This is a genomic window from Acinetobacter sp. yr461 (assembly GCF_900110445.1).
Classification (GTDB): Bacteria; Pseudomonadota; Gammaproteobacteria; order Pseudomonadales; family Moraxellaceae; genus Acinetobacter; species Acinetobacter calcoaceticus.
In genome coordinates, this window is record NZ_FODU01000008.1 from 130605 (window position 1) to 144020 (window position 13416).

Sequence of the window (13416 nt, forward strand, 5' to 3'; positions counted from 1 at the left end):
ATAGCATCATCCTATAGTTCAAATTTTATTTTGCCCCTATTCTTGATAAACCTTTACAGTTATTCAAGCTTTTTTAAACGTTCGATAATATTTTCATACTCGCTGTTGGTACGGTTGTAGGTCTTGGAAAGTGTTTCAAGTGTTTGTTTAACCCTGTAAATATTATTTAGATTGTTTTCAATCAACGTCTTATGGTGCTCAGGAATAACTTCTCTCTTTCTGAAATATTCCATTTCTTGACGTTTAAATAAAATTTTATCTTGTTGTAACTGGTCGAGTTGTTCCTGTTGATAGTTAATTTGCTTCTTTATAGCAAGTAGTGCTTGATCTCTTTTAATCAAAGCTGTCTTACTATTGCTATAGGCTTTTTTTAATTTGATATCTAGTTCTCTATGCCGTGCTGATAATGCTCTTTGACTTGATTGATTTAAATCAGCCTGCGCATTATAAGAATGGTTTCTTTTAATCACTTGCATATTTTGATCTAGAACTTCATAACCATAACGAATATGAGCAGGTGTGACTGATGTACTGATATTGGCCGTACCCTGTTGATCATAATAACGATACCAGACCACTTTAGAAGTATCGGCTATAGCAAGGGTTGAAGCCCAGAAAAAGAGTGAACCGAAGGAAATAATGCCTATAGATACAGACAAGCAGTTCCTATAAAAGGCATATTTCATCCAATTATTCATTGAAAATCCCCAAAAAAGAAAGCTAAATCGCTTATTTTTAAATAATTAATCTTTATTATATTAGTTATTATTTAGCTGAATAAAAATATAGTCATTATAAAAAAAATGATAATTTCAATTAAAGTGTGATGAGGTTAAAAGTTATTGTTTATAAATGAGAAAGTAGACAAAAATGCCTCATTGAAAATAGACCGTGAGATATGTTAAAAATACTTATAAATGTGTAAAAACAAATTTAAGTTAAATTGCATTTATATTTTATATTTATTGGGGATGGAAGATTAAATGGAAGATGCATTCCAAAATCTGAAAGTAATGGTAATTGATGACTCAAAAACCATTCGCCGTACAGCCGAAACTTTATTACAGCGAGAAGGCTGTGAAGTGATTACTGCGGTGGATGGATTTGAAGCTTTGTCCAAAATTGCAGAAGCAAATCCAGATATTGTTTTTGTCGATATCATGATGCCTCGTTTAGATGGTTATCAAACTTGCGCTTTGATTAAAAACTCTCAAAATTATCAGAACATTCCCGTTATCATGCTCTCTAGTAAAGATGGTTTATTTGATCAGGCAAAAGGGCGTGTGGTAGGTTCAGATGAATACTTGACGAAACCTTTTAGCAAAGATGAATTGTTAAACGCGATTCGTAATCACGTAAGTTCATAATTAAGTAATTTAAGGGCAAAGAAATGACACGTATTCTCATTGTTGATGATTCACCAACAGAAACTTTTCGTTTTAAAGAAATTCTAACCAAGCATGGTTATGACGTACTTGAAGCATCTAATGGTGCAGATGGTGTAACTTTGGCAAAAGCAGAACAGCCTGACTTAGTGTTAATGGATGTTGTCATGCCAGGTGTAAATGGCTTTCAGGCAACCCGCCAGATTACCCGTGATGAAGACACTAAGCATATTCCTGTGGTAATCGTGAGTACTAAAGATCAGGCAACTGACCGAGTATGGGGCAAGCGTCAAGGTGCAATCGACTATCTGATTAAACCTATCGAAGAAAAGCAATTGATTGATGTAATTAAACAATTTCTAAAGTAACTCATCCATCCATAAAAACATAAATAACGGGGTTACATGCCCGTTTTATAGGATCGAGTATGGCAGCGAATGGATTTATCGAGTTACTTCGTTTGTCTAAACGGGGTAATAAGAATTACGCTTCAGTTCAAAATGAAGCACAGCGATGGTCAGGAATTGCTTTTGAAATGAGGGGGCAATACTTCGTCGCACCACTTGGGGAAGTGTCAGAAGTTATCTATCCACCGAAATATACGCCAGTTCCAAATGCTCAAAGTTGGGTGAAAGGTTTGGCGAACATTCGGGGACGATTGCTTTCGGTTTCTGATTTGGCTCATTTTATTTCAGGGCAACGAAGTACATTTTCGTCTGCCCAAAAAGTGTTATGTATTAGCCATCACGACCAGTATGTGGGGTTGGTTGTGGATCAGGTCTTGGGGATTCAGCACTTTAATAAAAAAAGTTTTTTTTCTCAAAGCTTAGACTTGGAGGAAAATCTAAAAGATTATTGCCAAGGTTATTTTCACCAACATAACCAGCATTGGCATGTCTTTTTATTTAGTCGTTTATTGCAAAACCCACATTACATGAATGCATCGACAAAATTTATAAACTAATTTTTACGCTGTGAAAAACAGAGTATTTTCTGGGGAGAAGCTATGGGCTTTAAGCTTAAAAAGAAAAGCGGCAATCGTGTTGCGTCCGAAAAATCGGGTCTCAATTTTATTGCAAAAATCCAGTCGGGAATTGAGCAATACGCCAGTTTATTTGGGGAAAGTGAAAAGTCCAAGCCTATCCTTTATGTAGCGTTGTTATGTTTATTATTTGCTTTAACTTCGCTCGCTTATTTATTTTATAGCGTACCTCGACATAACGAATTAACCCGTAGTTTGGGTGAGTTGCGCTTATTGTCACAAACTATTTCTAGACAGGCTACTGAAGCAACGGCTTCAGGATCACCTAAAGCCATGAAAGACTTGGCTGAATCAAATAAACTTTTTGCAGAAAATATCAAAGATGTTGAAAATATTCATGGTACATCTTCAAAAGAATACAAAAAGGTTGCGGTTCTGTGGAAAGCTTTGTCTTATGACGTTAACTTGATCTCGTCACATCAGGACGTAATTAATCAGTTATATAACATGAACATCTCGATTAGTGACTCTATTCCAGAGATTCAGGCTGAATATAACTTGATGGTCGATAAGATGGTTCGCGAAAAAGCACCGAGTAGTCAGGTGATTATTGCTAAAAACCAGGTATTTATTGCAGAACGTATTTTACGCTCTATTAACTCTGTTTTGGTTGGTTCAGAGAACTCTGAGAACTCAGCGCATGACTTTAGTGTCGATATTGAGACCTTTGGTGTGTATTTAAATGCACAGCTAAACGGCAATGCTGAATTGGGTGTTGCTAGAGTTGAGTCTCCAGAAGTACGTGAATCTTTGGAAGGTATTAAATCTGAATATGATCAAGTTTTAAAATCTGCAGCGGCATCGGTTCTTAAACATACAGATCAGATTGTAAACGTACGTCAATCATCAGGTGAGATCTTCTCGGAATCTGATGAAATGTTATCTGTATTGGGTGATCTTTCTAAGCAAACACAGTATGGTTGGAAAGCCTTTGCTTTAGTTGCGCTTCTTACATTATCACTTATTGGTTTAATTAGCTCAGTCTTAAAGCTTTTATCACTTCGTAGTAAAGCGGATAAACAACGTGTAGCTACCTTGCAAGAAGAATATGACCGTAACCAAAACGCGATTTTACGTTTATTAGATGAAATCGCCGACTTGGCAGATGGTGACTTGCGTTCATATGCAACTGTATCTGAGGACTTTACAGGAGCGATTGCCGACTCGATTAACTTCGCGATTGACCAACTACGTGATCTTGTATCCCGAATTCATGAAACTTCTCAGGAAGTTGCCCGCTATACGCATGATACACAAAATATTACTAACCAGTTGGCAGAAGCATCAGAGCATCAGGCACAAGAAATTGCTGGCGCATCAACCGCAATGAATGAAATGGCGCAATCAATTGACCAAGTATCTTCAAATGCATCTGAATCTACCGAAGTAGCAGAACGTTCGGTACAAATTGCTTCTAATGGAGCACAAGTAGTAAACCGTTCAATTGAAGGTATGGACACGATTCGTGAACAGATCCAAGAAACCTCTAAGCGTATTAAACGTTTGGGTGAGTCTTCACAAGAAATTGGTAACATCGTATCGTTAATTAATGACATTGCGGACCAAACAAACATTCTTGCATTAAATGCAGCAATTCAAGCATCTATGGCAGGTGAAGCAGGACGTGGTTTTGCCGTGGTTGCAGACGAAGTACAGCGTCTTGCAGAACGTTCTGCATCGGCAACTAAACAGATTGAAACTCTGGTTAAAACAATTCAGACCGATACGAATGAAGCTGTTATTTCAATGGAACAAACAACCACTGAGGTTGTGCGCGGAGCGAACTTGGCAAAAGATGCAGGTATTGCCTTGGACGAGATTCAAAAAGTATCTGGTGACTTGGCAAACTTGATGGCCAACATTTCTGATGCAGCAAAACTTCAGTCTGCATCTGCGAGTCACATTGCGACAACCATGACCGTCGTACAAGAAATTACTTCGCAAACGACAACTGCAACATTCGATACAGCGCGTTCTGTTTCTGAATTAGCAAATATGGCAGAGTCATTACGTGAATCGGTAACGGACTTTAAATTACCTGATTAAATTGGGGACGAGGATAGCTGTTTCTATACTAGCTATTCTTCTAAAAAGTATTAACAACACCAGATAAGTATTGGGGACACAGCTATTTATCTGGTGTTGACTCTGTCGTTTTTCTCCATTTAGGGGACAAGCAAAAGAAGCCTTTGCTATGAAAGAAATATTAAAAACTTTAACTGAAGCAATGATGCTACCGGAAGATAGCTATTCTCAACAAGATGCTGAATTTCTTGATATCTTCGTTGAAGAAATTGAAGAAATTTTTGTTGAATTGCAATCTTTGATTCATGAATGGATGCAATCTAAAAATGTTGCTACGCTGACTGAAATCCGTCGCCATTTTCATACCTTGAAAGGTTCGGGGCGAATGATTGCAGCGAAATCCTCTGCTGAGCTTGCTTGGACTGTAGAAGATACGCTTAATCGGGTAATCAATGAGAGTCTCACATTAACTCCTAACGTCCAACAATATGTTCAGTTGGTATTTAAGTTCTATTTCTTTAAATTAGTAGATGACTTTAAATCTAAAAAGGAACATGCAGTAGATTTTAGACCTCTTATTTTATTGGGACAACAATTACAACAACAGCAAAGTCTAGAGCCTGCTTTAGAAGAACTTTTATTATTGTCGGATACTCTCACTGCGGAAACTAAGACTGGTTTAGAGGTGGGTGATTTAGAACAGGAATCAGATAATTTAACTATAGAAACCGCCATAGAAAGTGAACATAACCTTGCTGAAACCTTAGTTTTATTTATGGAAGAAGCGGAAGAACACTTAGCGACCATCGATCAGTTTTTAGAACAAGAAATACATCAGCACGAGAGTTACAATGCATTAATCCGTGCATTACATACGTTGCGCGGCAGCTCGGCAATGGCTCAGGTAGAAGCAATTTTTGATGCTAGTACTAAAGTTGAGCATTTATTTAAAATCTTATTACAAGAAGAGCTATCTTCTCATTCAGAAGAAATTTTACTACTCCGTGATTATCGTCAATTTATTCGAAATTGTTTAGATCTATTGGCTGCGCATTGTTCTAATGAGCAATTAGACTCTAACCTGAAACAGTTCAATCAGGTTTGGGATGCTTATATGGAGCAGCATGGGGAGCATGCGAGCCCGCTCACGCCTCCACATGGTTTAGTATCTCAGCTTTTACAGCTAGATGTTTCAGAATTACTTGATGCAGAGTTAGATTTTGAAAAGGGAATTCGTTCTGAGTTTCCTCATTATCTTGAACGTTTAAGTGAACAAGCTGATTTGTTATTGCAACATACTCAGTCGCAGGCCATGGTTGGTTTATATGAATATACGAACCAGCTGAAAGATAGCTATGACGTATTGCTTGATCGACCTGATTTATTACACTCAGATTATGTTTTTGAAATTTATCAGAAAGCACATCAACAATTAATTCAGTTATTTGATGCATTAGCTGCGGGTCAAAGAGTTAGTATTATTGAGCAACACCAAAATATTTTGGAAGAGCTAAAACTATATACCCAATATATTCCAAGCCTTAATTCTGAACCATTAGAAAGTCATCAGGAAGTTGGTGAGTCACTCTTTAGTGCTGATGTAGAACAAACAGCAAATGAACCTTCAGCATCTATCGAAAGTATACTAACTGATCATGTAGTCATGAGTCAGAGTGTGCATTTAGATCGCCAGTTCATGTCTACTGAGCACGTAAACCGTTATTTTGATCCAGAACTGTTAGATATTTTTCTTGAAGAAGCCGATGAGTTGCTTGAAGGAATGGATACAGATCTTAATATTTGGGTTAATGATCAAGAGAACTTTGCTGCTCTTAATAATCTGATGCGCTATTTGCATACCTTAAAAGGTGGGGCAAATATGATTCAGGCAAATTATATTGGGTTAATTGCACATGAATTAGAAAGTATTTATGAGCGCTTAATTCAAAGACAGTTAATTACTTCATCTGCTCTCATCGATTTTATCCGTCTGGTTCAAGATGATTTAGCTGATCGCCTACAAATAGTACGTGAACAGCACCTAGATTATGCTGCTTCTCATACTATTCAAGCGCTTAAGAATGCAGGTAAGGTATATAATTCACTCGGGTCTGCTGCTAAAGAGATGCAAGCAGAGTCTGAAACAGATGTTATACCGGAATCAAGTATTGAAGTATTACAACAAGAAGCTATACACAATACTGCGTTAAATCTCGATGAGTTAACTTCTAATTTTGAGCAGATTGTTGAGTCTAATATTAGACTTGTTGAACACACAGAATTACAAGTTTTTGATGCAGAAGGCTATACAGACAGTATCCAAGATCAGGATATTGACTCTGTTGTCGAGCAGACATTTATGGAGGAAGCGGCCGAGCTGTTAGAGATGGCCGATCACCTATTAAAGCAGTGGTTCGAGCAGCGTACCAATCGTAGTATCTTGCTTCAGCTTCAAAGGGCAGTGCACAGCTTGAAAGGTGGTTCCCGTATGGTGGGACTTGAAACCGTACAAGCGATTGCTTATCAACTTGAAAACGCTTTTGAAAAATTTGCGCTTTATCATTTTAGCTCAAATATTTATGACAACTTGCTAGAGAGTGCGATTGTTTGGTTAAAAGAAGCAATTTTCAAGCAAAATTATCAACATTTTGATGGTTTACAACAAAGTTTAGAAAATATTCAGTTTATTGAAACTGCAATACAAATTCCAAGTAAGTTGACTAGAACTGATCTATTTAGTACTGAACCTGTAATGAGCTTCGTGCAAGGTGATGGGGCAGAACCACCGCCAATGATGGGGGCATGGGAACAAACGCAGCATCTTGAACAAAATAATGAGATGATCCGGGTTTCGGCAGATTTAATTGAGAAAATGATTGATTTGTCTGGTGAAAATTCGATTAACCGTTCACGAATTGAAATGGATCTAAGTCAATTTGGTCATACGCTAGTGGAAATGGAATTAGCCATTCAACGACTTGCAGACCAGTTACGTCGAATGGAAGGCGAATTAGAAAGTCAGATTATTGCAAAACACGGTATTGAGCACTCTCGTTATACAGAATTTGATCCTCTAGAGATGGACCAATATTCTTCATTGAATCAATTATCGAAATCACTTGCCGAATCTGCATCGGATTTAGTGGATTTCAAAAATACATTATCCGAGAAAATCAGAGACACCGAAAGTTTGCTGGTACAGCAATCACGTATTCAGGCCGAAATTCAAGAAGGCCTAATGCGAACACGATTAGTACCATTTTCTCGATTGCTACCTCGTTTACAAAGAATTGTGAGGCAGACTTCTACTGCGTTGGATCGACCAGCAGAGCTTTTTGTTAATAATACCGAAGGTGAATTAGACCGGACAATGCTAGAACGTTTGGTTACTCCACTTGAGCACATGCTTCGAAATGCAATTGACCATGGTTTAGAAGATCGTGTGCAACGTGAACAAGCGCGAAAACCAGAAACTGGACGTATTGAACTGAATATTCATCGTCAAGGTACGGATGTTGTTGTTACATTTAAGGATGATGGCCGAGGTATTGATATCGAGAAGGTCCGTCAAAAGGCCCTATTGTCTGGTTTGATTAATTCTGAGCAAGTATTAGAACATCAAGATATTTTACAGTTGATTTTCCATCCAGGGTTAAGTACAGCTGATCAAGTCACTCAGATTTCAGGTCGTGGTGTAGGACTAGATGTTGTACAAAGTGATATTAAAGCTTTGGGCGGACATGTGAGTGTCGACTCTGTGTATGGGCAAGGAACAATCTTTACCATACGTGTTCCAACCACAGTGGCTGTTAGTGATGCCTTAATGGTTAAAGTTGCTGATCAACAATTTGCAATTCCTTTGGCTCAAATTGATCGAATTGTTCGAGTTTCACCAACTTCATTAGAACAGTATTTTGGAAGTGCACAAGAATTCTTTGAATTTGAAAATAAACGCTATCCATTACGCTATTTATCTGAGTTTGTTGGTAATCAACCGATTCCACGTTTAAGTGGGATGATGTATTCACTACCAGTATTAATGATTAAGACCAATAATGGACAAACAATTGCATTATTGGTTGATCAGCTTATTGGTTCACGTGCGCAGATTGTGGTCAAGCCAATCGGGCAGCAGTTCTCTAGTATTGGTGCGATTGCAGGCGCAACTATTTTAGGTGATGGTCAAGTTTGTCTAATTTTAGATGGACAAAATATTGCTCGCCAAATTCAGTCTACCCGCCGACATAAGCAGCTGAATGAAGCTATCTATAGACAACGTGAGTCGGATGAACGCCGTCTTATTATGATTGTGGATGACTCTGTCACAGTCCGTAAGGTAACGACTCGTTTACTCGAACGTCAGGGCTATGACGTAGTAACTGCTAAAGATGGTATTGACGCAATTGAGCAGTTGGAAAATATTAAACCAGATCTGATGCTGCTTGATATCGAAATGCCGCGAATGGATGGCTTTGAGGTACTTAATCTCGTGCGACATCATGATCTACATCAAGATATGCCAGTCATTATGATTACATCCAGAACTGGCGAAAAACACCGTGAACGAGCATTTACTTTAGGGGTTAACCAATACATGGGTAAACCTTTCCAAGAAGAAGATTTACTTCACAATATTGATGCTTTTTTCACGACACGTGAAGAGGAACTTGCCTAATGAAGAGTCATATCAGTACATCTTTAATTAATGAAATGGATCAGCAAGAACTTCAACATTTAATTACTGTTTCAACTGGTTTTATTGATGCATATATTATTGAATGCGATCAGCAAGTGCCGATGCTATTGCCACAAAACATAGTGTTATCAGCTATGGACGTTAAAAATGGTATCAAGCATATTGAATGGCATGACGTAAAACTTCCAGTCTATACAGTGCATAATGAAATTGATTCGCGAGCGGTGGCATTAGTTATTGAAAGTGAAGATATCAGCCAACGTTTTGCACTCATATGTAAATCGATGCCAGTTTCAGTTCGTCTGCGTATTTCTGAAGTCGTAGATGAAAACGAAGATATACAGGACTCTTTACAGCACCCAACTGTATTTAAATATGTGCGTATGGAGAATCAACGCTACCACGTTCCTAATTTGCAATATATCCAAAATTCGCTTCATTTATAAAAAAAAGGAACTCAATTTGAGTTCCTTTTTAATTTTCATTTAGCTAATAAATTTTCTAAAATTTGCTCATAAATATCAGTCAGTGGATCGAGGTCATGTACGTCAACATGCTCATTAATTTGATGAATTGTTGCGTTAAGAACCCCTAACTCCAATACTTGTGCGCCTGTTGGAGCAATAAAACGTCCGTCAGAAGTACCACCACTTGTTGAAAGCTCAGTTTCAGTGCCAGTTACATTTAAAATCGCAGTTTGAGCCGCATTAACGAGTTCACCAACTGGCGTCAGGAAAGGTAAACCAGAGAGATTCCAAACGATTTCATACTGTAAACCGTGTTTATCTAAAATCTCATGAACACGTTGTTTAAGCTGTTCAGCCGTCACTTCTGTTGAATAACGGAAGTTAAAGGTAACTTCTAAAGTACCTGGAATTACGTTGGTTGCACCAGTTCCAGCATGAATATTTGAAATCTGAAATGATGTTGCTGGGAAATATTCATTTCCATTATCCCAAACGCTTTGGCATAGCTCTGTTAAAGCAGGTGATGCTTCATGAATTGGGTTTAGTGCTAAATGTGGATAAGCCACATGGCCTTGTTTACCTTGGACCTTTAATACAGCATTGAGGGAACCACGACGCCCATTTTTAACAATATCACCTAATTTATGAGTACTTGAGGGTTCGCCGACCAAACACCATTTAATTTTTTCATTACGTTCTTCAAGAGTCTCAATAACCTTGACCGTACCGTTAATCGCAGGACCTTCTTCATCGGAAGTAATCAGAAATGCGATAGATCCTTTATGGTCTGGGTGTTTTGCTACAAAACGCTCAGATGCGACAACCATAGCTGCCAAAGCTGTTTTCATATCAGCTGAACCGCGACCGTATAGTTTTCCATCGCGAATTTCAGGTGCGAATGGGTCTGAATTCCATGCTTCTAACTTACCAGTCGGTACGACATCAGTATGACCTGCAAAACAAAATACAGGTTCTTCAGTTCCGCGACGTGCCCAGAGATTATCTACCTCACCAAAATGCATTGGTTCAATATGAAAACCAACTTGGCTTAAACGGTCTGCCATGATGGTTTGGCAAGTGTGATCAATTGGAGTAACAGAAGGTTGTTGTAAAAGTTCTAGGCTAAGCGAGAGAGTATCTGAATGGTTCATACCGGAAATTGCGTGCTGATCAGGTGAAATATAGTCCGATATAATAGGCGAATCTCTACGTGATGGGTACGTAAAAATAAAAAAACCTTATCGGAATGATAAGGTTTTTTAGTGACAACTCTAACTTACATTTTATCTTGTGTTTTTTCAGCAGTATTCGTTACAGCATCACCTGCTTTAGAAACATCTTTACCAAAACCCTTAAACGTATTACAGCCTGTTAAAACAACAGCAATCATTACAGAAGCAGCTAAAACTTTTTTCATCATTTTCTCCGTTTAAATTTAATAATGAAGTAAATTTAGATTAAAAAACAAACGGAAAAAGAAACATGACTGTTTAATAGTAAAAACGTTATAAAATGTTTCTGAAAGCTTAAAGTTATTGTTAATTATTTGAATTTCTGAATGTTGACTTAAATTTTAAGTGTGAAGGGTGTCTAAACATATAAAACAGAGCCTCCTGACCATTTTTACAATATAAGCCGTCTGTCCACCAATGTGCTGGGGCGGAACTAGGTTGTTTATTTGGACACAGCCATTCGTGCCTTTCTAATCGATAAAAAGAGGAATGAGGAATTGTGGTGCCCCAATATCCCAAACGACGCTTTAAATTGACCCAGTCAGGTAGGGGCTGCTGCAAATTTAAATCTAAAGGGAGATAAAGTTGTCCCTTTAAAACTGCAAAGCGTTGATGAATTTCAAAGTTTAATGCTTCAGGAAACTGAAATTGTTTGTTGGTAAAGTGGTAAAGCTTTTTGCTTAAAGTATCCTGACGGTTCAGGCCAATCCATTGTTCTAAATGTAAATCTGCCTCACCGAGATAATATTTTAAGGCGACCTCCCAATGTTCAATTTTTTGAGTGTCTTTATTTAAAATTAAAAAATCCAGCTCGCCTAATGTTTTTGCCCCCTCAATTTTTTGAATACTATGTCCCAATAATTGATAATGATGATACTGATCCTCTTGTAACCAAAACCAGAGTAGATGTTCAAAGCGTAAACCTAAACGTGTACTTTTAAGCTGAGATAAAAATTGAAGTAGGGGTTCTGGTGATTCATCAAGTTCTTTTAACCGTGGTAAATAATCTTGAAAATGATCTTCCCATACTTTATCGCTATGCAAATTAAAGTGATGCTCGATAGATAAACTTGTGGGTAATTGGCAAAGTAAATTTGGGCTGGCAATACAAAAAGCGAGTTGTCGAACGATAGGATGTTGAAATTGAAGCCATCGCTCGAAATAGGACGTTTTAACTGAGGCAATATTCATACATTTAATACTCGAAGTAATTCATCCTAATTTCATGACGGATCAACAAAAAACATTAGAAAAACACTTTATACTAACGCCAACAGCAGGTTAAGGTTTATATATGCGAACATTGTTCTGGCGCTCTTTAGTCGTGATTTTTATCACGCTAGGCATTATTGGAGCAATTTTACCAGGTATGCCGACAACAGTGTTTTTGATTCTGGCTGCTTGGGCTGCTTCAAAAGGCTGGCCACAAATGGATGATTGGTTGTTAAATCACCCTAAATATGGACCAACATTACGTAATTGGCGAGCCAATGGCACAGTACCTCGTAAAGCGAAGTGGATTGCAAGCATAATGATGGCAATTAGCGGAATTATAATGCTATTTACCTCTGCGCCACTTTTGGTCAAGGCTTTTACTGATACTACCATGTTGATCGTTGCAATTTGGTTATGGCTAAGACCTGAGCCAGAAAACAAAGACCACTAATATTTTGTTTTTCAACATGGCTGTGTATAGAAATATAGGTAATGGTTAACCATTGTTGAGCTGTAAAACCTAACAAATATATTCAAAAGTGATATTCAGATAAGAGAATAAGTTCAATGACTCAATTTAAACTCGAAGATGCTGATGTTCTCATCGATTTAGCAAATCAAACGTTAACTTTGCCTAAACATAATAAGTTTTATGTCATTTCTACAGGAAAGAATGGAATTGGTGAGCAGGAAAACACGGGTAGAACACCACGTGGATGGCACAGAGTGGCTAAGAAAATTGGTGCAGAGTCTCCCCAAAATGCAGTTTTTATCGCACGTAAGCAAACAGGGGAGGTTTATAGCACTGAGTTAGCTGCCCAATATCCTGAACGAGACTGGATACTTTCTCGTATTCTTTGGTTAGATGGCCTAGAGACTGGGTTTAATAAAGGGGAAGGCCACGACACTATGCAACGTTATATCTACATTCATGGAACTCCAGACACGCAACCAATGGGGGTGCCAATGTCACATGGGTGTGTTCGAATGCGTAATGAAGAAATCATTGAGCTATTTGATTTAGTTGCCGAAGATGCATTAGTTTATTTATCTGAACAATCTTTAACCTGAGTACGAGTTTTATCTATTCTTCATTAGCGGTGTAAATGCAGAAAATATTGAAATAAGTGTTTAAATAAAATACAAAAAATTGTTTTTTACTTAATAATGACTTATTTTTAATCATTCATTCGCATTTTTTCAAAAAGAAGTCGAAAAGCGTTTGACACCTGTTAAAGATTCTCTATAATGCACCTCACAAACGATGAAGACGTTAAAGGGCGCTTAGCTCAGTTGGTAGAGCGTCTGCCTTACAAGCAGAATGTCGGCGGTTCGATCCCGTCAGCGCCCACCA

Annotated in this window: 12 protein-coding genes and 1 tRNA gene; 9 read left to right on the top strand and 4 right to left on the bottom strand. The window is 37.9% G+C overall.

Going from position 1 to position 13416, the window contains the following annotated elements:
- Nucleotides 1–59 precede the first annotated feature (59 nt).
- Nucleotides 60–698, bottom strand: a complete 639-nt coding sequence (locus BMW38_RS13080; protein ID WP_213031161.1) for a hypothetical protein — start codon at nt 696–698, stop codon at nt 60–62.
- A 285-nt stretch (nt 699–983) separates the two neighbouring features.
- Here BMW38_RS13080 and pilG point away from each other — a divergent pair, with 285 nt between their 5' ends.
- The 6 genes from pilG (at nt 984) to BMW38_RS13110 (ending at nt 9594) form a co-directional block, all read left to right on the top strand.
- Complete coding sequence (gene pilG, locus BMW38_RS13085) at nt 984–1367, top strand: twitching motility response regulator PilG (protein WP_000389061.1); 384 nt, start codon at nt 984–986, stop codon at nt 1365–1367.
- A 23-nt stretch (nt 1368–1390) separates the two neighbouring features.
- Nucleotides 1391–1753, top strand: a complete 363-nt coding sequence (locus tag BMW38_RS13090; protein ID WP_005036319.1) for a response regulator — start codon at nt 1391–1393, stop codon at nt 1751–1753.
- Nucleotides 1754–1812: 59 nt separating this feature from the next.
- Nucleotides 1813–2349, top strand: a complete 537-nt coding sequence (locus tag BMW38_RS13095) for a chemotaxis protein CheW (protein ID WP_005309806.1) — start codon at nt 1813–1815, stop codon at nt 2347–2349.
- A gap of 42 nt (nt 2350–2391) precedes the next feature.
- Nucleotides 2392–4473, top strand: a complete 2082-nt coding sequence (locus tag BMW38_RS13100; protein WP_092708782.1) for a methyl-accepting chemotaxis protein — start codon at nt 2392–2394, stop codon at nt 4471–4473.
- A 148-nt stretch (nt 4474–4621) separates the two neighbouring features.
- Nucleotides 4622–9127, top strand: coding sequence for a hybrid sensor histidine kinase/response regulator (locus tag BMW38_RS13105; RefSeq protein WP_092708784.1), 4506 nt, complete (start codon nt 4622–4624; stop codon nt 9125–9127).
- Nucleotides 9127–9594 (top strand): hypothetical protein, encoded by a 468-nt coding sequence (locus BMW38_RS13110; RefSeq protein WP_004639007.1) that lies wholly within the window; start codon nt 9127–9129, stop codon nt 9592–9594. The genes BMW38_RS13105 and BMW38_RS13110 overlap by 1 nt, the downstream gene beginning before the upstream one ends.
- Nucleotides 9595–9629: 35 nt before the next feature.
- Here the strand turns inward: BMW38_RS13110 and dapE are convergent, their stop codons facing one another.
- The 3 genes from dapE to BMW38_RS13125 form a co-directional block, all read right to left on the bottom strand.
- Complete coding sequence (gene dapE / locus BMW38_RS13115) at nt 9630–10766, bottom strand: succinyl-diaminopimelate desuccinylase (protein WP_092708787.1); 1137 nt, start codon at nt 10764–10766, stop codon at nt 9630–9632.
- A gap of 125 nt (nt 10767–10891) precedes the next feature.
- Nucleotides 10892–11035, bottom strand: coding sequence for an entericidin A/B family lipoprotein (locus BMW38_RS13120; RefSeq protein WP_003655297.1), 144 nt, complete (start codon nt 11033–11035; stop codon nt 10892–10894).
- Between the two features lie 118 nt (nt 11036–11153).
- Nucleotides 11154–12038 carry a DUF1853 family protein gene (locus BMW38_RS13125; protein WP_092708790.1) on the bottom strand — a complete coding sequence of 295 codons (885 nt, stop codon included), beginning with the start codon at nt 12036–12038 and terminating at the stop codon, nt 11154–11156.
- Between the two features lie 103 nt (nt 12039–12141).
- On the opposite strand from BMW38_RS13125, the gene BMW38_RS13130 reads away from it, so the two are divergent.
- The 3 genes from BMW38_RS13130 to BMW38_RS13140 all read left to right on the top strand — a co-directional run bounded on the left by BMW38_RS13130 (nt 12142) and on the right by BMW38_RS13140 (nt 13416).
- Nucleotides 12142–12513, top strand: a complete 372-nt coding sequence (locus BMW38_RS13130; protein ID WP_092708793.1) for a YbaN family protein — start codon at nt 12142–12144, stop codon at nt 12511–12513.
- A 116-nt stretch (nt 12514–12629) separates the two neighbouring features.
- Nucleotides 12630–13133: a cell wall-recycling L,D-carboxypeptidase ElsL gene (gene elsL / locus BMW38_RS13135; RefSeq protein WP_092708795.1), complete on the top strand. Its 504-nt coding sequence runs from the start codon at nt 12630–12632 to the stop codon at nt 13131–13133.
- A 207-nt stretch (nt 13134–13340) separates the two neighbouring features.
- A tRNA-Val gene (locus tag BMW38_RS13140) sits at nt 13341–13416 on the top strand.